Annotated in this window: 19 protein-coding genes, 2 tRNA genes and 1 pseudogene; 12 read left to right on the top strand and 10 right to left on the bottom strand. The window is 25.5% G+C overall.

What is annotated here, in order from left to right:
* The first annotated feature begins 4 nt into the window (after positions 1-4).
* Positions 5-571, top strand: coding sequence for a hypothetical protein (locus tag ABGF48_RS04800; RefSeq protein WP_408105199.1), 567 nt, complete (start codon positions 5-7; stop codon positions 569-571).
* 79 nt (positions 572-650) lie between these two features.
* Here the strand turns inward: ABGF48_RS04800 and ABGF48_RS04795 are convergent, their stop codons facing one another.
* From ABGF48_RS04795 to ABGF48_RS04785, 3 genes are read right to left on the bottom strand one after another with little or no spacing between them, the layout of a single operon-like run.
* Positions 651-923, bottom strand: coding sequence for a hypothetical protein (locus ABGF48_RS04795; protein WP_408105198.1), 273 nt, complete (start codon positions 921-923; stop codon positions 651-653).
* A gap of 57 nt (positions 924-980) precedes the next feature.
* Entirely contained in the window at positions 981-2,090 is a 1,110-nt protein-coding gene (gene mnmA, locus ABGF48_RS04790; RefSeq protein WP_408105197.1) for a tRNA 2-thiouridine(34) synthase MnmA, read from the bottom strand.
* On the bottom strand, positions 2,087-3,175 hold the full coding sequence (locus tag ABGF48_RS04785) for a cysteine desulfurase family protein (RefSeq protein WP_408105196.1): 1,089 nt from the start codon (positions 3,173-3,175) through the stop codon (positions 2,087-2,089). The genes mnmA and ABGF48_RS04785 overlap by 4 nt, the downstream gene beginning before the upstream one ends.
* Before the next feature lie 404 nt (positions 3,176-3,579).
* Here ABGF48_RS04785 and ABGF48_RS04780 point away from each other — a divergent pair.
* The 6 genes and pseudogenes from ABGF48_RS04780 to ABGF48_RS04755 all read left to right on the top strand — a co-directional run.
* A pseudogene (locus ABGF48_RS04780) lies at positions 3,580-3,903 on the top strand (oxidoreductase); the annotation flags it as partial.
* Positions 3,891-4,313: an oxidoreductase gene (locus ABGF48_RS04775; protein WP_408105236.1), complete on the top strand. Its 423-nt coding sequence runs from the start codon at positions 3,891-3,893 to the stop codon at positions 4,311-4,313. The pseudogene ABGF48_RS04780 and the gene ABGF48_RS04775, both read left to right, overlap by 13 nt.
* 1,031 nt (positions 4,314-5,344) lie before the next feature.
* Positions 5,345-5,818 (top strand): helix-turn-helix domain-containing protein, encoded by a 474-nt coding sequence (locus tag ABGF48_RS04770; protein ID WP_408105195.1) that lies wholly within the window; start codon positions 5,345-5,347, stop codon positions 5,816-5,818.
* Positions 5,818-6,237 carry an ImmA/IrrE family metallo-endopeptidase gene (locus ABGF48_RS04765; RefSeq protein ID WP_408105194.1) on the top strand — a complete coding sequence of 140 codons (420 nt, stop codon included), beginning with the start codon at positions 5,818-5,820 and terminating at the stop codon, positions 6,235-6,237. Before ABGF48_RS04770 ends, ABGF48_RS04765 begins: the two co-directional genes overlap by 1 nt.
* Before the next feature lie 272 nt (positions 6,238-6,509).
* Positions 6,510-7,196 (top strand): type II toxin-antitoxin system PemK/MazF family toxin, encoded by a 687-nt coding sequence (locus ABGF48_RS04760; protein WP_408105193.1) that lies wholly within the window; start codon positions 6,510-6,512, stop codon positions 7,194-7,196.
* A gap of 192 nt (positions 7,197-7,388) precedes the next feature.
* Positions 7,389-7,850 carry a DUF6978 family protein gene (locus tag ABGF48_RS04755; protein WP_408105192.1) on the top strand — a complete coding sequence of 154 codons (462 nt, stop codon included), beginning with the start codon at positions 7,389-7,391 and terminating at the stop codon, positions 7,848-7,850.
* Here the strand turns inward: ABGF48_RS04755 and ABGF48_RS04750 are convergent.
* Positions 7,843-8,595 carry a DUF1829 domain-containing protein gene (locus ABGF48_RS04750; protein WP_408105191.1) on the bottom strand — a complete coding sequence of 251 codons (753 nt, stop codon included), beginning with the start codon at positions 8,593-8,595 and terminating at the stop codon, positions 7,843-7,845. The genes ABGF48_RS04755 and ABGF48_RS04750 overlap by 8 nt on opposite strands.
* 406 nt (positions 8,596-9,001) lie before the next feature.
* On the opposite strand from ABGF48_RS04750, the gene ABGF48_RS04745 reads away from it, so the two are divergent.
* Positions 9,002-10,066: a tyrosine-type recombinase/integrase gene (locus ABGF48_RS04745; RefSeq protein ID WP_408105190.1), complete on the top strand. Its 1,065-nt coding sequence runs from the start codon at positions 9,002-9,004 to the stop codon at positions 10,064-10,066.
* 159 nt (positions 10,067-10,225) lie between these two features.
* On the opposite strand, the gene ABGF48_RS04740 is transcribed toward ABGF48_RS04745, so the two are convergent.
* Positions 10,226-10,302 (bottom strand) — tRNA-Pro (locus ABGF48_RS04740).
* Between the two features lie 106 nt (positions 10,303-10,408).
* Here ABGF48_RS04740 and ABGF48_RS04735 point away from each other — a divergent pair.
* From ABGF48_RS04735 to ABGF48_RS04725, 3 genes are all read left to right on the top strand, one after another.
* Entirely contained in the window at positions 10,409-11,503 is a 1,095-nt protein-coding gene (locus tag ABGF48_RS04735) for a metallophosphoesterase family protein (RefSeq protein ID WP_408105189.1), read from the top strand.
* Positions 11,500-13,296 (top strand): ATP-binding protein, encoded by a 1,797-nt coding sequence (locus ABGF48_RS04730; protein WP_408105188.1) that lies wholly within the window; start codon positions 11,500-11,502, stop codon positions 13,294-13,296. The genes ABGF48_RS04735 and ABGF48_RS04730 overlap by 4 nt, the downstream gene beginning before the upstream one ends.
* Before the next feature lie 28 nt (positions 13,297-13,324).
* A tRNA-Thr gene (locus ABGF48_RS04725) sits at positions 13,325-13,400 on the top strand.
* 217 nt (positions 13,401-13,617) lie between these two features.
* Here ABGF48_RS04725 and ABGF48_RS04720 read toward each other — a convergent pair.
* From ABGF48_RS04720 to ABGF48_RS04700, 5 genes are all read right to left on the bottom strand, one after another.
* Positions 13,618-15,378: an ABC transporter ATP-binding protein gene (locus tag ABGF48_RS04720; protein WP_408105187.1), complete on the bottom strand. Its 1,761-nt coding sequence runs from the start codon at positions 15,376-15,378 to the stop codon at positions 13,618-13,620.
* A complete protein-coding gene (locus ABGF48_RS04715) occupies positions 15,371-17,179 on the bottom strand; it encodes an ABC transporter ATP-binding protein (protein WP_408105186.1) in 1,809 nt (602 codons plus the stop codon). Before ABGF48_RS04715 ends, ABGF48_RS04720 begins: the two co-directional genes overlap by 8 nt.
* A complete protein-coding gene (locus ABGF48_RS04710) occupies positions 17,163-18,266 on the bottom strand; it encodes a winged helix-turn-helix domain-containing protein (protein WP_408105185.1) in 1,104 nt (367 codons plus the stop codon). Before ABGF48_RS04710 ends, ABGF48_RS04715 begins: the two co-directional genes overlap by 17 nt.
* Before the next feature lie 183 nt (positions 18,267-18,449).
* A complete protein-coding gene (mreB, locus tag ABGF48_RS04705; protein WP_408105184.1) occupies positions 18,450-19,496 on the bottom strand; it encodes a rod shape-determining protein in 1,047 nt (348 codons plus the stop codon).
* A 17-nt stretch (positions 19,497-19,513) separates the two neighbouring features.
* Positions 19,514-20,668 (bottom strand): AI-2E family transporter, encoded by a 1,155-nt coding sequence (locus tag ABGF48_RS04700; protein ID WP_408105183.1) that lies wholly within the window; start codon positions 20,666-20,668, stop codon positions 19,514-19,516.
* Positions 20,669-20,750: 82 nt separating this feature from the next.
* On the opposite strand from ABGF48_RS04700, the gene ABGF48_RS04695 reads away from it, so the two are divergent.
* The coding region (locus tag ABGF48_RS04695; RefSeq protein WP_408105182.1) for an HAD family hydrolase at positions 20,751-21,392 on the top strand (642 nt) is incomplete at its 3' end.

The following is a 21,392-nucleotide window of genomic DNA, read 5'->3' as shown; positions in this document are numbered from 1 at the left end:
TTGCATGAACTACATAAATAAGTTACTTTTTACAAATGATTATGGTTTTTTTGATAAAATATCAAAAGAACAAATAAGAAAATTAACCATGATAAATATAGAGCATTTTAATTGGTATACAACTGATGATTTTACTAAAGCCAAAAATCACTGTGCTGCTGTAACATCAACTAATTTAGATTTATATTTTACAAAATTAAATTATTTTTCTAAAGAAGATGTATTTAATGAGCATCATTCTAAAATAAAAAATGGTCCTGTACTAAGTTTCAAAAATAAAACTAAAAAGATACTAAGTTCAAAGGGTAAGGAAATTAAAAGTAAGACTTTTAATTTTAATAAAATTAAACATATAAAAGAATCTGTAAATAAAAATAATATATCAGCTATTTTACTCTATTCTTCTCTATTTAGCTGGCATTGGATTTTATGTGTTGGATATATTGAACTATATAACAATACTGATGTATTGATAATAATAGATAATTGGTACAATAAAATTAGATATTACATTCCAAATAAAAAAAGTAAAATTGTTAGTGTTATAAAATTTTACGAAGATAAAAACTGACCTCAAAAAAACTGATGTACGATCAATTTTCAGAGGTCAGTTTTTCTAACTGTCTATTATTTAATTTGCGAATAGAATTTTATCTATCGCCACCGAAAAGATTACCTATTTTATCAGCAACTCCTGATACTTCTGATCCTAATTTACCTTTGATATCAGAAATATTTCCTAAATTTTCTGTTAAGAATTTTTCTGCATCAGCTCTATTTACTCCAAATTTTGTTTCTAATAAATCAAACAATTTATTTGGTGTTTCCTGAATTTCACTTACCTCTGATTGAGTTAATTCTCCATATTTTTCTTGTACTAATGTAACTACTCTACTTAAATTTTCTTTTAATAATTCTAACATATTATCCTCCCTAATTTTTATATTATATATTTACCCTAATATAATCATTTTCATTCATTAAACTTGTAACTTTTTATCATCTCTATAAACTTCATCTATTATCGCAGATCCTAAACAAACTTCCCCATCATACAAAACAGCTGCTTGACCAGGAGTTACAGATTTTATGTGATCATAAGTTATTTCCAAATGATCATCATCTAAAAATTTAACTTTCACTTCTATATCTTTTTGTCTATATCTAAATTTTGCCGTACACTTAAAATCTTTTTTTTCAAAATTTTTATTTGATGAAACAAATCCAGATGCTAATAGCCTATTAGAAAATAGATTTTCATTGTCAGAACCTTGGCATACTAATAAATTATTTTTTTCCAAATCTTTTCCACAAACAAACCAAGCTTCGCCATCTCCCCCAATGCCTAGTCCTTTTCTTTGACCAATTGTATGATACATTAGCCCTTGATGTTTACCTAATACTTTCCCAGTATCTATATCTACTATTTTTCCAGGTTTTGCAGGAAGATAATTAGATAGAAATTCATTAAAATTTCTTTCACCTATAAAACAAATCCCTGTAGAATCTTTTTTAGTCGCAGTAGCTAAATTATATTTTTTTGCAATTTCCCTAACTTCTGATTTTTCCAAATCTCCTATAGGAAACATAACATCTTTAATTTGTTCTTGAGTTAATTGTGATAAAAAGTATGTTTGATCTTTATTATCATCTAATCCTCTTAGCATTTCAGCTATACCATCATCATTTCTTCTAATCCTTGCATAATGTCCAGTAGCCAAATAATCTGCTCCCAAATCTTTTGCAAAATCTAGAAACGCCTTAAATTTAATCTCCTTATTGCACATAATATCAGGATTAGGTGTACGACCTTTTTTGTATTCATCTAAAAAATACGAAAACACTCTATTATAATATTCTTCTTCAAAATTAATGGAATAATATGGTATTCCTATTTCATTACATACTGCAACAGCATCCTTAAAATCTTCTTCAGCTGTACAAAATCCATTTTCATCCGTATCATCCCAATTTTTCATAAACACGCCTGTAACATTATAACCTTGTTGCTTTAGTAATAATGCAGCAACGGACGAGTCTACTCCTCCACTTACTCCTACTACAACTTTTATATCTTTATTTTCTTTCATTTAAAACTCTTTCTTTCATAAAATTCAGTTAAAATTTTTATAACTTTGTCTATTTCTTCTTTAGTATTTGAAAAACCAAAACTAAACCTAATTGATCTTTTAGCTCTTTCTTTATCATACATGTTTTCTATAACATAACTAGGTTCTAATGCTCCTGCAAGGCAAGCTGATCCAGATGAAACATATATGTTATTCATATCCAAATAAGTCAACAATAAATCACTCTTAGCAAATGGAAAATATATATTTACAATATGATTTGTAGAATATTTTTGATCTCCATTAATTTCAAATGGAATATTTTTTAATTCTTCTATAAAATATTCTTTAACATTCCAAATTCTATCTCTTTCTTCAATAGTAGGCTCTATGGATTTTGCCATAGACATGGCTGCAAGTAAATTTGAAGTACCTGCTCTTTGACTTTTTTCTTGATTACCACCATTTATCAATGGTTTTATTCTATTTTTCAAATAAATAATCCCAAATCCATTCATCCCACCTAATTTATGTCCAGATAAACTCATTGAATCACAATTTAACTTATTTACATCTATGTCAATATGACCTAATGCCTGTACAGCATCTACATGAAACCAAATATTTTTATCTTTCAGGTAATTGCCAACCTCTTCAACAGGTTGAATAATTCCAGTTTCATTATTTACATATATCAAACAAACCAATTTAGTTTTTTCAGTAATTTTAGAAATCAAATCTTCTAGATCTATTCTACCCGAATTTTGAGAATCAATTAAAATAACTTTTGAATCAACATTTTTCAATGATTCTAAAACTGATTTATGCTCAATCATACTGCTAATAATTTCAACATTTTCGTCATCAAAATTTTTTATAACCATATTATTTGATTCACTCGCACCACTTGTAAAAAATACATCTTTTGGACTTGAATTAATTGAACCCGCAATTATTTTTCTTGCTTCTTCCAAATATTTATTACTTTTTCTACCTAATGTATGTGTACTACTTGGATTTCCATCATATTCTTCAATTTTATTTATTAAATCTTGCAAAACATCTTTTCTTTTCAATGATGATGCAGCATAGTCTAAATATGTCATATCAACCTCTTTCTATATCAATTATACTAGAATCATCTTTTTTTGTGAAGAACAATAGTTTTGGGTATAATTGCTTATAAACTAAATTAATTTTGAGGTAATGATGAGTAAGAATATAAATGATAAAATTATTTTAAGAAATGGGCATATACTTGATAACCAAATTGTGCTCCCACCTATGTGCACGTATATCGGATTGAAAGGTGGTTACGTCTCTGAATAAACATTAAATTTTTATAGTGTTAGGTCTAAATCTGCTGGACTAATTATTGTAGAATTCAGATATGTAAGTAAGAATAGTGGTCCTTCCTCACCTAAAAATACCCCTGAGCAATTAGGAATTTATGATGATAGTCATATAGATGGATTAAAAAAACTTGCAAACACCCTAAAAAAATGGAAATAAAGTAATACTACAAATAAAACACGGTGGAGTCAAAGTTAAAAATAAAGAAAAATTTGGTCCAAGCTCAATAACTCCTGATATTAACGAACTTACAAATCAAGAGATAAATCAAATAATTAAAGATTTTGGTATTTCTACAAAAAAAGCATTTTTAGCAGGATTTGATGGAGTTGAAATACATGGAGCAAATCATTATTTATTACAACAATTTATGTCAAAAAATACAAATCGTAGAAATGACAGTTGGGGAAGAAATTTATCTAAAAGAATGAATTTTCCAATAGAAGTTGTAAAAGAGGTAAAAAATCTATATCTGAATTAAAATTAAATAAATTTATTTTAGGTTATAGAATAAGTCCAGAAGAAATTCATGGCACTACTCCAGGATATCTATACCAATCATCTTTACAACTAATAAAAGAAATTTCTAAATATGATTTAGATTACATACATCTTTCTCTAAATGAATATAATCAAACCCCATACAACAAAGGGGAACAAAGACCCTATGCTGAACTATTTAAAAATATTTTAAATGACAATACAAAATTAATAATTACCGGAAACATAAATGATAAAAATTCCCTAAACGACGCACTTATCCACGCAAATTTAGTAGCATTAGGAAGACAATCTCTTATATATCCCCTATTTACTAAAAAAATATTGGAAAATAGAGAAGATGAAATAATAAGAGAAATATCACCATCCCAATTAATAAACACAAAATAGCAAGATAATATATTGAAATGTTTACAAATCCTAATGTAAATTTAGGTGAAATAAAAAATATAGAAAGTATTAGACATTTAAGAACCGGAGAGTTTTATTAAAACATATTACAAAATTTATTTAGAATAATTTCGTAACTTTTATTGAATTGAAAATAGATGAGAATATTCTATTCGATTTTTCACACTTTGCGTTTCATGACTTTTTTGGAACAGAATTTTAAAAACTAATTTTCTGTTCCAAAAAATTAATTCCATAAATTGAACTACTTTTTCTTAAAAGTATTTCTATGAATACTCTCAATCGTGATTATAGTGCTAAGCTTTTATATTATTCTTTAGAATCAATATTAAGCGAAATGGACTTTATTAGATTCAGACAACATTGAAACAAATTGATTTTTTGTTCTAATCTATGCACCCTTGATTGTAAACTTGTCACCATTCTTTCTAACTCTTTCTTTCCCATTCCTTGTTCCTTTCTTATCAAATCTATTTTGTACAAATTTTAAATAATTAAGAATCAACGGCTCGCTTTATTTGAAGCCAATCAAAATAAGATGTTCCTTTTAACGCTTCTGTTATTTTTTCTAATTTTTCTTCTTTATTTTCCATATTCCCTCCTTTACACAAAATTCATTATTATATCAATCACAGTTAAAGCAATTAATACATAAAGTAATATCTTTATTGTCTTTTCGCCGTTTTTCATATATAATTACAAGTGAGTTAGTTAAGGCTTATCGCCCTAACTTCTCTAGGATTATAAAGATGATGTCTAACACTTTTTCAATTATCATTAGTATCGTTAGTACTATGATTAATTTTGTGTTTAAATTGTCATCTTTTTTTGTTCCCTGTTTCCGTCTTCTTCTCACTTGTTTTCCCCCTCTCTTCATTTCTTGATTATATATTATCACGGTTTAGCCGTGATGTCAAGTTTTTTTATTTTATTTCGTGTTTTTTTTATAAAATATAAAAAATATATTTTTTTTACCGTGAAAATGTAGTATATTATCTTTAGGAGGAAAAATGAAATTAGAAAATAAAGAAGTTTTATCAAAAAACTTAAATTATTATATGGATAAACATGGAATATCTAGAAATGAATTGTGTGAGAAATTAGATTTAAAATATATGACTTTATCTGATTGGATTAATGGTAAAACCTATCCAAGAATAGATAAAATTGAATTATTAGCAAATTTCTTTGGAATAAATAAATCTGATTTAATTGAAGATAAAAGAAAAACAAAAACCTCCACCCTTACAGAACAAGAACAACGATTATTAAAAAACTACAATTCAACAACCGAAAAAGGAAAAAAAAGAATAATGACAACATCAGAAGAAATGGTAGAACTTTACCCTATTATCGATAGAGAAATGATATTAAAATTCTTTGAAGAAAATGAAATGCAATCTGCTGCTTTATCTGGTAAACATCTTAACAATAAATCTGATGAAGAACTTTATACGATTTATAAAGCCATTAAAGGTGATTAATGAAAAAACAAGAAATTAAAGATATTGTTGCTGGATTAGTAGAAGAATGTGGATCAAGGAATATTTATGATATATTAGATTATTTGAATATAAAAGTAATCGTGACAGCAATTGAGGATACTATTTTCGTTCGTATAAGAGGTGAAGAAATAATATTGTTATCTGATACTGAACCAGAAGAGTTAATACCTTTCGCTCTTGCTCATGAAGTTGGTCATGCTGTGCTTCATGATGTTGAAATGTGGTATTTTGAGAAACTTGGCATTTCAAAAAAATGCTACGAAGATGAAGCTGATTATTTTGCATTTAAGCTATTAGATAAAAAAATAGATAAAACTCTTAATTATACGATTGAAGAGTACGCTAAAGAATTATGTGTTAGTGAAAACACAATAAAATATGTCGTAGGTTTAGAATAAAAATAAATATTAATATTAGAAAAAAGGAGAAAATAAATAATGGCTATTAATTTATATAAACGCTTTTAAAAAAACTAAAACGCTTTTTATTTATCATAAATAGCAGATTTTAGCCATTATAAAAGACTTATATATAGCTATTAAAACGCATTTGTAATGCTAATTAATTACTTTGTAAAATTTGTGAGTAACCCAAATCAAGTATAGTCGGTGAAATGGTTGGAGTTTATAAGGTTAGGTAGGTTGGTTGGTTGGAGAATAAAGGAGAAAAAATGGATAATGAACAAATTGAAATAAAAAACAAGTTAAACACGGAAGCGTTAAATGAAATAAGTAGTTTTTTAGCTAATTCAGATTTTAAGAAATCAAAATTATTGTCATATTGGTTTAAGGATTATATTAAATTTTTATCTTTTGAAGATAAATTTGATTCAAAAAGATTAGTGAGATACAAAAAAGGAACTATTTTAAAAGTAAATTTTGGATTTAATGTAGGTAGTGAACTGGGAGGATTGCATTATTGTGTGGTTTTAGAAAAAAACAACCCTTTATCATCTTCGGTTGTTACTGTAGCCCCTTTAACATCATTAAAAGAAAAAGTTGATGTTGAAAATTTAAGATACACCAAAGTTTATATAGAAGATGAATTGAAAAGTTTACTAAAAAACAAATTAGATAAAATAAAAGAAAACTACCAAAGCGTACACGGAGTAACTGGTAAAATTACAGCGTTAAAAGAGCAAAGAGACAAAAGCGAAAAAGAACTAAAATATGCTTTATCAGAATATAAAAAAATGAAGAATGGAAGCATAGTTTTATTAGATAATATAACCACTATAAGTAAATTAAAAATATATAATCCTAAGCACAAAAATGATTTATTGTACGGATTGAGATTATCAGATGACACTTTAAATAAAATAGACGATAAAATAAAAGAATTATTTTTAAAAATTTGACAATTTAATCTCTCTATGTTATATTTTAAATACAGAGTTCCTTGCGAACAAAATATAAGACAGAGTTCTTTACGAACATTGAGAGAGTGATTGAAAAATTACTCTCTTTTTTTATATCTGCAACAACCATTGAAACTTCGCATTTTGTTGACGTCAACAAAATGGTAAAAATTAAAAAGGAGACAAATGTTTATGAATATAGAAAGTAAATATCTACAAAAAATTAAAATAAATAAGTCCTTTACTACAAATAGAATAGAATTTCCTATGGCAAATGAATATGTAGCATTAGAGGTAATTGATGAAAAAAATGACAATAACTATTTATTTGATATAAATAGAAAACAAGCAATAGAAATAAGATGCACTTATCAAACAAGATATAATAAAACGATTCAATTATTAAGACTAGATTTAAATAGCAAGCCTCACAAAAATCCTGACGGAGAAATAATTAAGGAAACACATATCCATATATACACCGAAGCTTATGGAACAGCTTATGCAGTAAGGCTAGATAATCCTATTTTACATGAAATAAATCCCTCGTTTGATTTAAAAAAATTAAAGACTGAAAATATTCAAGAATTATTTGTTGCTTTTTCAGAATTCTGCAACATCAAAAATATTCCAGCCTTTAATACAATTATTTAAGCATATTTATTTCTTTTTTTATTAACGACCATAAAATAGGATATATCCCATATTCTTTTAGTGCATTTAAAGAATCTTCATTAATTTTGTTTTCATCATTTATGATTACAATATTTCGTGTTCCTTCTTTTCTCGTACTAACTATATCGTTCCACGAAAAGATTATTTGTTTTGATTTATTTATATCTAAACTATTAACCACATCAATAATTCTTTCAGGATTGTTGCTAGTTCTAGGCAAAACGTAATCATAGCTATTTTGTAACCTAGACTTCCCGACAAAACTTATATTTTCAGTAAAAATTATATTGTTTTTCTCGAAAAAAGCATTCACTTCTTCAAAGAATATGTTGCTAATATTTGATCTATTCAAAACGAACATATCATTAATAGAAATTATAGTTTGTAATAATTTATGCTTTGCTTCTGGTAATTCTTTTATGGAATTTACTTTTACAAGTAACACTCCATTATCAAGTGTTACACCGTTTCTATTAATGATTATATTCATTAATTCTTTTCTTTTATTGGAGTTAAACTCAAAGCCAGACATTAATAAATCATTAATAGTATAACCCATATCACTAACTTGAACAGGAACTCCATCCTTAGTTTTTATATATACTTGAGTGTAATCATTGTGTCTATCAAGAAAAGGAGTAGTTATTTCTATTAAATTATTGCTTATACTCGTTTGAATAATGTTGTTATACAACCAATCAGTATATTCTTTAATATAATCCATTATAATCTCCTTTTACTTTATTTTAATATATACATATTATAACATCTTAAATAAAATTAATAAACAAAAATAAAAAAAACACCCCTACCACTCTATTAGAATATTATAGTGGATAATAAATAAAATAAAATAAAAAATAACACAATTAAAAAACAAAAATTAGGAGGGTAAATTTATACGAGTTTTATACGAGATTTACACGAGGTTTATACGAGATTTACACGAGGTTTATACGAGATTTACACGAGGTTTATACGAGTTAAAAAAAATTTAAAAAATAAATTTAAATAAAAATATCCCTTACCAGGTCGTAGCGGTAAAGGATATGTAAATAGAGTATATTGCTATACGTTACTTAACAACGATATTATAGCATATACTCCTAAAAAATTAAATAGGAGGACTTATGATATATTCATATAAAAAAAGCGATGGTAAAACGTGGTATTACATTAAATATAATACCAAAGGAAAAAGTTACACAAAAAGAGGTTTTAAGTCAAGAAATGAAGCAGCAAGTTATTACTCTGAATTTAAAGATAAAATAGATTCAGAAAACTATTTAACACATAAAACTTATCAGCAAATTTATGATATGTATATGAAGTTATATTCCCAAAAAGTGAAAGAAAGTACGTTGATAAAAACTATAACAGTTTTTGAAAAACATATTTTACCAGTTTTTGGAAAAATTAAAATTAAAGATATAACATCTATACAAGCTCAAGAATTTGCATTATCTTTAAGTCATTTCGCACTTGGCAAACAAATATTTGTTAGAGCAAAAAAGATTATGGACTATGCAGAAACATTGGAGATAATCCCAAAAAATCCATTTGATAAAGTTCAAATGCCGAAATTTAAGGAAATGAAAAAACATGAAGATTTTTTGGAGGTTAAAGATATAAATAAGCTGCTTAACGTAATTGAAGATTTTAAGTCTTTTTGTATGTTTCGCACTTTAATCTATACAGGATTAAGACGTGGAGAGTTACTTGCATTAACCTGGGATGATATAGACTTCCAAGATAAAACATTACAAGTTAATAAAACTCTTGCTCATGGTAAAAATTATAAAATAATTGTAAATAGTACAAAAACTGAATCATCAAAAAGAACTATTAATATTGATGATCAAACAATTATGTTTTTGAAAAAATTAAAGTTACAAACAAAAAACAACCTTGTTTTTCCAAACAAAAGTGGAACATATCAAAGATTGGGTAACATTCAAGATAAATTAAATAGATATTGTAAGTTGGCAAATATAAAAAAAATAAGAGTACACGATTTAAGGCATACTCATGCGTCTTTATTATTCGCAAGTGGTGCCACAGCAAAAGAAGTCCAAGAGAGATTAGGTCATAGCAGAATTGAAACTACATTAAATATTTACACTCATTTAAACAAAAAACAAAAAATGTTGACTCTTGAGAACTTTATCGGATACATGGATAGTGAAGCTAAGTAACTATCCTATTTTTTTGAGAACTCTTTGAGAATTTTTTGAGAAAAAATACTATAAATCAATGTAAATCAATGTAATTATATTCAAGTATAAAAAAACAGCTTTATTGAAATATAGCCATTTGTAACTTAATATAATTCAATAAAACCGTTTAAAATACAATGGTCGGAATGAGAGGATTCGAACCTCCGACCCCTCGGTCCCAAACCGAGTGCTCTACCAAGCTGAGCCACATTCCGACGACTTTTATAGTATACAATAACTTTTTACATTTGTCAAATATTTTTTAATTAAATTTAAATGGAACGTTTGTTCTTTTTGTGCTATAATATTTTTGAGGTAAATATGGAAAAAGTAAGAATTGCTCATTTAGCTGATTTTCATATAGGCGGTGAACTTTATGAGAATAATGAGTTAAATAAAAAAATTAATTCAAATTTAATAAAAGCTCTATTGGAAATATTTAGCGTGCTAAATTTAGCCAAAGTTGATGTTGTTTTAATAGCTGGTGATTTCTATGAAAGTTCTTCACTAGATAAGAATTTACACAATGAGATTAAAAGAATCTTTTCTAATTTTTCTGGAAAAATCGTTATAGCTCCAGGAAACCATGACTATATAAGTTTGGACTCTCCCTACATGGAAAAATGGCCAGATAATACATACATATTTAAAAATCAAACAATAGAATATTTTGAATTTAAGGAAATTAATACCCGTGTTTATGGTTTTGCTTTTAATAAAAGTCATATAACAACTCCTATGCTTTCAAACTTTCCTGAAATTGATAAAAAATACATCAATTTAGGGGTATTTCATGGACAAATGGATGAAACAATGAATGCTTACTGCCCCATTTTTGTAGAAGATATTAAAAATTCCAATTTAGACTATATCGCTCTTGGACACATACATAAAAGAAGTGAAATAAAAAAAATAAATGATACGTATTATGCTTATTCTGGAAATCCAGTTGGAAGAGGATTTGATGAAACTGGAAAAAAAGGAATATACTTAGGTGATATTTCCAAAAATATAAACGGCTTAAATTTTTATAAATTAAATAATTCTGAATTTCATACTATAAGTTATAACGTTGAAGAATTTATAGATCAATGTGATTTAGCTGAAAAAATTAAAAATTACTTATTTAATAAATTTGGTGAAAAATATAAAAAAAATTATTACAGAATTAACTTAAATGGATTTATTGAAAAAGAAAGCTTTATAAATATTGATATGATTACACATTATTTAGATGAAATTGAATATATTGAGTTAAAAGATAATACAAAAATAAAAATCGATTTTGATGAAATATCGTCCGAAAATAACCTAAAGGGAATTTTCGTACAAAAAGTATTGAATTCCAAATTAAAAGAAAATGATAAGGAAGCTATCATAGATATTGGGATAAGAGCTCTTGAGGATTTATTATGATAAAAGAAATATACATTAATAGCTTTGGAAAATTTAATAATTTCTCCCTAAAATTAGATGATGGGATTAACATTATTTATGGTAAAAATGAATCTGGAAAAACTACTATTTTAAATTTCATTTTAATGATTTTATATGGTACAAATTCTAAATCAAATGATATTTCTCAAAATATCAGAAAAAAATATACGCCTTGGAATAAAGCTAATATGCAAGGTTTTTTAGTTTTACAAAAAAATAATATTGATTATAAAATTGAAAGAACATTTAACCAATCTAATTCCACAGATATAGTCGATGTTTATGAGGTAAATACAGGAAAAAAAATAAATATTTCTAATCCAAAAGAACCGGGAAAATACTTCTTTAATTTGGACTACGAATCCTTTAAGAAAACATTATTTATCTCATCTGAATCAACTGTAATTTCAAATGATGGAAAAAAAGATGAAATTACGAGAAAATTGATAAATTTAGTAAGTACTGGAGAAGAAGATATTTCTTATAAATCCGCCATTGATATTCTTAAGAAAAAAATTGAAGAGTATCAATCAAAATCAGGACAAAAAGGAAAAATAGTTGACTTAAAAGATGAAATAGTAAATATTAAAACAGAATTAGAAGCAGCAAAAATTGATGAAAAAGATAAAATAGATTTATTAAATAATATTGAAAAGCTTAATGATGAACAGTCTAACATTTCTAAAGAAATTGAATATTTAAATAATTTGATAATATTGAAAAATGAAAAAAATAAAATTTTAGATGAAATTAAAAATATAGAAAAAGACCGAAGTGAACAATTTGAAATAAATTCATTATATTCAAATTTAGATAATAAAAAAATTGAATATAATACGCTGAAAGAAAAAAAATTAATAGATATTATTCCTATAGTTTTTATGGTGTTTTCTATCATCTTAAGCGTTTATAATAAATTCTTTTTTATTTTATTTTTTGCAGCGTTTTCTTATGGTATATATTCATATATCAATAATAAAAACAAAACTAAAATAAAATTAAATGAAATTAAAAATGAAATTAACATTATAAAAAATAATATTGAGAAAAAAAATATATTATTAAATGACAAAAATGATGAAATATTTTTTATGAGCAAAGCGATAGATGAGATAAACTCTCAACTTGACTCAAGTAATTATAAGTATTTTGATATTTCCTATGAAACACTTGATAAATTAAAAAATAAAAAACATAAAATCGAGAATGAAAGTATAAAATTAAATACTATTTCTAAAGAAAAATATAGCGGTAAAAGAAATCTATCTACAATTTTAGAAGATTTGAATTTAAAAAATTCACATTTGAAATCTTTAGAAAAAAATTATAATTTACTTATTCAAACAAAAGAATTTCTAAATAATTCTTTTGAAGAATTAGGAATTGATTTCTCTAAAAAATTAAATAAAATTTCTTCAAAATATATTATGAAAATCACCAATAATAGATACTCTAACCTATATATTTCAAATGATTTCAACATATCAATACAAGATAATGAAACTAAAAATTTAAGAGAATGGAAATATTTGAGCAGTGGCACAATAGATCAAATATATTTAGCTTTAAGATTATCTATAATTGAGTTGATAGTAGAAAACTATGATGAAAAAATTCTTTTATTAGATGATATTTTTATACGATATGATGAAAATAGAATATTATATTCATTTGATTTAATTACAAATTCTAATTTTTCTCAAATTCTATTTTTTACAAGTAAATTGTATGAAAATATAGACGTTAAAAATTTTAATTTTATTGACATTTAATGTATTTATTATATAATAATCTTATCGTGCTCTTTTAGCTCAGTAGGTAGAGCAATGCCATGGTAAGGCAGAGGTCGCTGGTTCGATTCCGGCAAGGAGCACCATTTTATTATTATATACTATATATAGTGTATATATGTAGTGCTTTTTCTATATAGTGTACAGTTTTTATATAAAAATATTGACTATAAAAAATTTTAGTACCTTTTTAGTACTTAGAAATATATATACTAAAATACAAAAAAATTAGTCTGAAGTAAATTAAATCATGTTTACTTCAGACTATTTAATAATTTAAGTTAAATATCAAATTATTAAATTCTATGAATAATTTTGAGCTTGGGTTTCAAATAATTCTCTATACAAGTTATGTCCTTGCATCAAGTTTTTATGACTGTCAAATCCAACAATCTTTCCTCCATCAAGTAATAAAACTTTATCACTAAATGTTGATGAACTCATTCTATGAGAAATAAAAATTGAAGTTTTATTTTCAGTTAAGCTAGCAAATTTTTCAAAAATTTCACTTTCTGCAATTGGATCAAGTGCAGCGGTTGGTTCATCAAGTATCATCAATGAGCCATCTTTATTTATAGCTCTAGCAATTGCAAGTTTTTGATTTTGTCCGCCAGAAAAGTTAGTTGCATTTTCTTCTAAAGTTTTATCTAGATAAGTGTCTATTCCCTTTTCAAGTTTATTTACAGCCTCTAGCATATTAACTTGTTCAAGACTCTTTATTGCCTTATCTCTATTGTTTTCATGCGGCATTATATTTTCAAATATTGTATATGGAAATAGCTTAAAATCTTGAAATACTGCAGATATTTGTTTTATATAGCTTTCTTCTTCTATATCGTAAATATTTACTCCATTCCACAAAATTTCTCCACTATCAGGAGTAAAGAATTTACAGATTAATTTAACAATTGTTGATTTCCCAGCATTGTTTAATCCTACTATTGAAATTTTTTCTCCTTTATTTATCTTAAATGATACATCATCTAAAATAATTCTATCTGTATTAGGATAAGTAAATGTAATATTCCTAAATTCAAGTGTTTCAAATTCGCTGGTTTCTATAGTACCATTAAATTTGTCATTTTCTAATTCTAAGAAATCGTTCCAAGGTGTTAAATGTGCGGTAGCCATATTAAATGTAGAAATTGATCTTGCAATATTCTTTACTTCTTCTGCTATTGTATTTGTTGAATTATAAATTAAAGTGAATTGACCAATACTAATGATTGGACCAAATTTATCACTTAAAAGTCTAATCGCATTAAATGCAATAGCTATAAATGTAATCAATGTTGTTGATATTACTTCAACTACTGAAGTTACCGATTCATTGTATGTTAATTTTTTTATCCATTCAAAAACTTGATTATTAAAGAAATCAATTTTTTCTTTCCATAAATTAGATAATTTGTAAATTCTAAATTCTTTCTGATGTGTGTCTCCTAAGGCATTTCCAAAGAAATATGAGAATTTTCTATTAACTGGTACATTTTCTTGCATTATTACATCACGTTTTTTTCTAAATAAAATTCCTATGAATGAACTTACAATTAATACTGTAGACAATATAATTGTGTAAGTTACACTATAATAGAATAATATAGCTATAAGTGAAACTATTGCAAATACTGCCTTCAATATATTTTGGATAGCTTCAAGAGTAAAATTTATTATCCCCCAAGATATTGGCATCTCTGATCTTTGAATTAAATCTAGAGTTGCAGGGTTTTCCAACTCTTTATATTTTATAGTAAGAGCTTTCTCAGAAATCTTACTTTCTAACATTTTAGCTATGAATGTATCTAATTTCGACAATTTCATTGTGATAAATTCTGAAATTTGTCTAATAAAGTAAAGTCCTAAATAAAATGTAAGTGCGATAATGATTATTTCATTAAATGATTTTTTGTTCATAATCATATCTATAATTAACGCTGGTAAATACATTGTTGAGATTGTAACTGCTGTGTTAAATATTATATTTAAGAATAAAAACAGAAAATATTTTTTGTCTATATTCCATGTTTCTTTCATAAGTCTTATAATTACTTTATTTTTAAGCATTTCCAACCTCCTTATAGTATTTACCTTGTGTTTCAAACATATTTCTGTATTCTTCACATTTTCTTAATAGATTTTCATGAGTATCTTTTGCAACAATTTTACCACCATCTAAGAACATAATTTCATCACAGAATTTAGTTGATGCAAGTCTATGAGAAATGAAAATTCCTGTCTTATGTCCCATATATGTATCAAATTCTTGATAAATTTTTTGTTCTGCAAAAGCATCTAATGCAGAAGTTGGCTCATCCATTATCACTACAGATGTATTTGGTTTATATAAAGCTCTTGCAATCATAAGCTTTTGGTTTTCCCCACCTGATAAGATTTGACCATCTTCATATAAAACTTTCAGTAATTCTTGATTATATGTTTTCTCAAATTTTGAAATTTTATCCCATAGACCAACTTTTTCAAGTGTAAATTTAACTTTATCAAAATCAATATCTGTTGATTTTACAGCGATATTCTCAGCTACACTCATTGCTAACGGCTCTGTTTCTTGGAATACAACACTAAACAATTTAAATCTTGCATCATCTGATAATTCCATCATATCTATATCATTAATATAGATTTTTCCACTTTCAGGTCTATGTAGTCCTGTCATTAATTTTACAATAGTTGTTTTTCCTGCCCCATTCACACCTACTACAGCAATTTTTTTACCAGCTTCGATTTCAAAGCTTAAATCTTCAAAAACATAATTTTCTGTTCCAGGATACTTAAATGAGACATTTTCAAATTTTATCTTTACAGGACCTTTAAAATCAATATTCTTTCCATCTTTATTTAAATTCAAATTAGATTCAAAAAAATCAACTGTATCCATGTAATACGGCATATTTTCTAATATTTTTGCTAATTGATCTTTAATTGAATATATCGTATTTGAAAATATAACTATTAAACTTAATAACATAACCAAATCTGAAACTTCTAATTTTCCAATACTTGTTAAATATACCAAAACTGCTATTGATGCAAAATCTGATGCATAAACTATTAAGTTTTCAAAAAAAGATAACTTAAATTTATACTTATATTCCTTATTTACAGCTCTTGTAAATCTTTTTATAAATAGATTTATGTTATCTAAAAGCCTTTTTTTCAATCTAAATATTCTAATGTCTTTTCCATAACTAAAATCATTTATTGTTGATCTATATTTATTAAATTTTCTCAATTCATTTGTGCGGGCATCTTTATTGGCATAAACAAATTTTGAGTATTTGTTGGAAAATATTAGATTCAACACAACACTAAATAATACAATGAAAATAATTAAAAATGATTGTTTTATTAAAATAATAATAAATATAATAGCAATAAAAATATTTTCTATTAATCCAATCCCATTTAGATTTAATAATGCAAATCCTGAATCTTCTCCAGCAATTCCTGATATAGCCTGTTCAACTTTTAGATTAAATTTTGCATCCTCAAAATACGCAAAATCCATTGTCATTATTTTCTTCATCATATCAGAAAAATAATTTAATCTTTTTTCAGTAATTATACAATATATTTTATTTTTTAATATTATGCTTGTAATTTTTAATACAACGAAGATTAAACTATATGCTAATGCAACAATTACAATATTAGTTATAGTTGTTTCCTTTAACTTAACCATATCAAGTATATATTTCAATATGATTACAGACATACCTGTAGTTATTGCTTGAAATAATGTTTTGATAATAACATAATATTTATTATTACCTGAAAACAAAAACTTAACTATATGTTTGAAATAATATGATATTTTTAATTTCAAATTTCTATTCTGCTTCTCCATTTTTCCCTCCTAATTTCTTAAAATAATAAGATATTTCTAAAAATGTTTTTTTATTTAAACTGAAATACATTTTTCTACCTTCAGTTCTAGTATTAACAATTTTATTTTGAATTAAATTATTTATATGATGACTTACAGTAGCTGTTGTTATACCAAGTGCATCAGCTATTTCTTTTCCATACATCTCATTTTTTGAAAGTAAATTTATAATTTCTAATCTTTTATCATCAGTAAGAATTTTAATTACACCCTTTATTTTTTCGTTTTTTTGTTCTTCATTAATTTTATATTCATCTAATAAATATGGTAAAATACCTATTCCTACTAAAAAATCTGATTCCTTATCATTATCCATTGATGACAACAATGAAACATTATAATTATATGAAAGAAAAATCGACGAATAAAAAATTAAATTTCCATTCATATTTTCAATATTATGATTTTTCAATTCTTGCCACAATTTAGTATCTCTTAAATTTTTATTTTCAACCGAAGCAAAAGAAGTTTTGAAATAATTTTCTATTAAATAAAAATATTTCTTCATTATATTTTCTAGGTCAATTAACATCTTTATAATATCGTCTATTATATTATTTACATTCATTGATAATTTAACCAATAAAAATTTTTGAGTATCATTAAATACTGAATTTTCTATACATTCAACAACACTAGAAATATCTGAAAAATCTATTTTTTTTTTATACTCTAAATCAAAAATATAATTTGTAACATCTATAAATTTTACAATCCCCTTGACTAAATCATCATACGTAAACTCACTAAAAGACTTACTTTCATTTATATAAGTGATGAAAGCAAATTCACTTATTGAGTATTTTTTATTACCATATTTATCAAAAAAAGCATTAAATTGTGTATTTTTATCTAATATTTTTTGTACATCACTTAGTATATTTTTCAAATATTCACATATATCAGCAAACTTATTATTTAAATCTTTTTTAGAAATATTATACTTTTCAAAATCTAATGGATAAAAACCTTTATTATTAAATATTTCAGTAGCAACATATAATGCATCTAATTTGTATAAAGGTTCTTTTCTATAAATTACATTCATTTAATCCTCCTATCTTTGGAATTTATCTAGTTTTTATGTTAGACTAATATCTTATATTGAGTATTATATACTCCTAAATGTTAGATGTCAATCTAATATTTAGGAGTATATAAATAAAAAATCCACTAAAGAATTTTATCTAATATCTTATAAATTAGACCATTCTTTAATGGATTTTAATATTTATCTTCTTCTTAAAGATTCTTTATTTTCTAATAATTTTCTTGTTAATTCTAATTCACTTGATTCAATTTTACTTAATTGATTCATCCAGTTCAATGATTTACCTACACCTCTAACTATGGCAGTTACAGGGTTTTCAGCTATTGATACTGAAATTTTAATTTTTTCTTCTATTTTTTCACGCATTCCTAATATTAGGGATCCGCCACCTGCCATTAACGCACCATTTTCATACAAATCAGAAACTAATTCTGGTGGTGTAGTAGATAGAACCCTTTGTACACCATTTGCAATTTCTTCAATTACTTTTAATAATGCTATTTGAACATCTTCTTTATAAATTATAATTTCTTCAGGTAATCCACTAAAAAGATTTCTACCTTTAACATTCATTCCTTCTCCATCAGAAATTTTTATTATATCTTTTTTTATTCTTTCAGCAGTTTTTTCTCCTATTATCAAATTTTTATTTTCTCTAATATATTTCATAATAGCTTCATCACAAGAATCTCCAGCAAATCTTATGGAGTCTGAAACTACAATTCCTCCTCTTGAAATAACTGCAATATCTGTAGTCCCACCACCAATATCGATAATAAGGTTTCCTTTTGATTCTCCAACGTCTATACCTGCGCCTATTGCTGCTGCTAATGGCTCTTCAATCAAATAAACTTCATTTGCTCCAGCCTTAATTCCGGCTTGCTTTACAGCTCTTTTTTGAACTTGTGTCGCTCCTGAAGGTACACATATTATAACATTTGGTCTTATTAAAGTTTTACCTACAGCATTTTTAATAAAATATTTCAACATTTGTTCTGTTGATTCATAATCATTTATTACACCTTCTTTTAAGGGTCTTACCGCAACAATATTACCTGGTGTTCTGCCCAGCATCTTGCTTGCTTCTTCTCCAACCGCTATAACAGTATTTGTAAATTTATCAACCGCCACAACGGAAGGTTCATTAACTATGACTCCATCTTTTCTAGAAAATACTAATACAGATGTAGTCCCTAAATCTATTGCTATTCTTTTTCTAAAATTCATCATATTCCCCATAGATTCTATTTTTTATTAATATCAATTTCTTTTTCATTTAATTTCTTTTTAGAATAATCTCTAATAAGTACATAAAGTGTTGCAACAAGTGGCACAAAAATAATCATACCTACCATACCCATTAAAGCGCCCCCCAATGTAATAGCCACCATAATCCAAATAGCGGGTATTCCCACTTTTGAGCCTACCAACTTAGGATAAATATAGTTTCCATCAACCTGTTGTGCAACTATTATATATACTAAAAATATTAATCCCTTTGTTGGACTTGTAATAGAAATAAGCACTGTTGAAATAATAGCTCCTATAAGTGCTCCAAGATAAGGAATTAAATTTAATAATCCAGCTGTAACACCTAAAATTAAGCCATATGGTGCTCCAATAATTGTAATACCAACAAATACAATAAATCCTAATAATATCGCTTCCAAAAATTGTCCAGAAAAGAAATTATAAAAGTTTTTATAAAGTAATCTAAAAAAATAAACTGCCTTGTCTGCAAATTTTTCTGTAAAAACAGCATAAGTGACTTGCATAGCATTTCTTCTTAGTCTTTCTTTACTACTTAAAATATAGACTGAAAATGAAACAGCTAAAAACCCTTCAAAGAAACTACTAAAGATTAAGCTCACTGCATTGAATGTTCCGGAAGCTATCATCTTTCCATCATTTTTTAATATTTGAATACCTTTATCAATTAAATTCTGAATTTGAATTTCTTCAATGAATTTTTGTACATTTTTACCTAATTCTGCACTCATTGGCATATTTTTCAATTTGTCAATCGAGTTATTTACAAGTTCTGGCAATTGATACATCAAATTAAGCACAGATGTAACAAATTTTGGTAATACAACTGATAAAAAGAATGTTATAAGTAATAACATACTTAAAAACGCCAAAATCATCGATAAAACGTCTCTAACTTTTTCATTTTTTAGACCCAAGTATTTAAATATTTTTTCATATTGATTCATTATCATATTAGCAATAAAAGCTATTACGAATCCTATAATGATAGGTCTGGAATATGTTAACAAATCAAAGAATATTTTGGAAACCGTAGAAAATTTAAAAATAAAAAAATAAAATGCAATACCACTAAATACAACTATTAATTTTTTAAAAATATTATGTCTTTCTTCTTTATTTAATTTCATAATTCACCTCTTTAAAATATTATAACATAAAGTATTAGAATAACTTATTTTTTTATTGTATAATTGTATATATGGAGGAATGATGAAAAAGAAATTAGTTTTTGACATGGATGGCACATTATTCAATACTATGGGTATGTGGATGAACATAATTAATGACATAATGAACCATAAAGAGTTAATAAATGATTTAGATCCAATGGACACACATGAAGATTCAATGATAGATTTTGCATATGGATTTATTAAAGAACAACTAAAAGAATATGATAAAAATAAAGTTTTAAGACTTCTTCATAATTATTTTATAAATGCTTACAGCAAAAATAATTTATGCAAAGAAAATGTTAAAGAAAAGCTAGCAGAACTTCACAATATGGGATATGAAATATATCTTGCAACTGCTACCGATTTTGAATATGCAAACACAGGAATTACAAGTAATGGATTAAAGCATTACTTCAAAGATATTTTTACTCCTGATACAATACATTCAAGTAAACATCATATAAGTTATTTTGAAAAAATCCTAGAAAAACTTGAAACAACTCCTAAAAATATTGTATTTTTTGATGATTCAATGTATGCAAATGACTTTGCGAATAAAGTGGGTTTTAGATCTGTAGCAGTCTTTGATGAACATACAAACTTAATGGAAGAAAATATTAAAATATCAGATTTTTACATAGAAAATTTTGATGAAATAGATGATAAAATATTAGAT

The organism is Helcococcus bovis, assembly GCF_046035835.1.
Classification (GTDB): domain Bacteria; phylum Bacillota; class Clostridia; order Tissierellales; family Peptoniphilaceae; genus Helcococcus; species Helcococcus bovis.
This window is presented reverse-complemented; position numbering and strand designations above follow the sequence as displayed.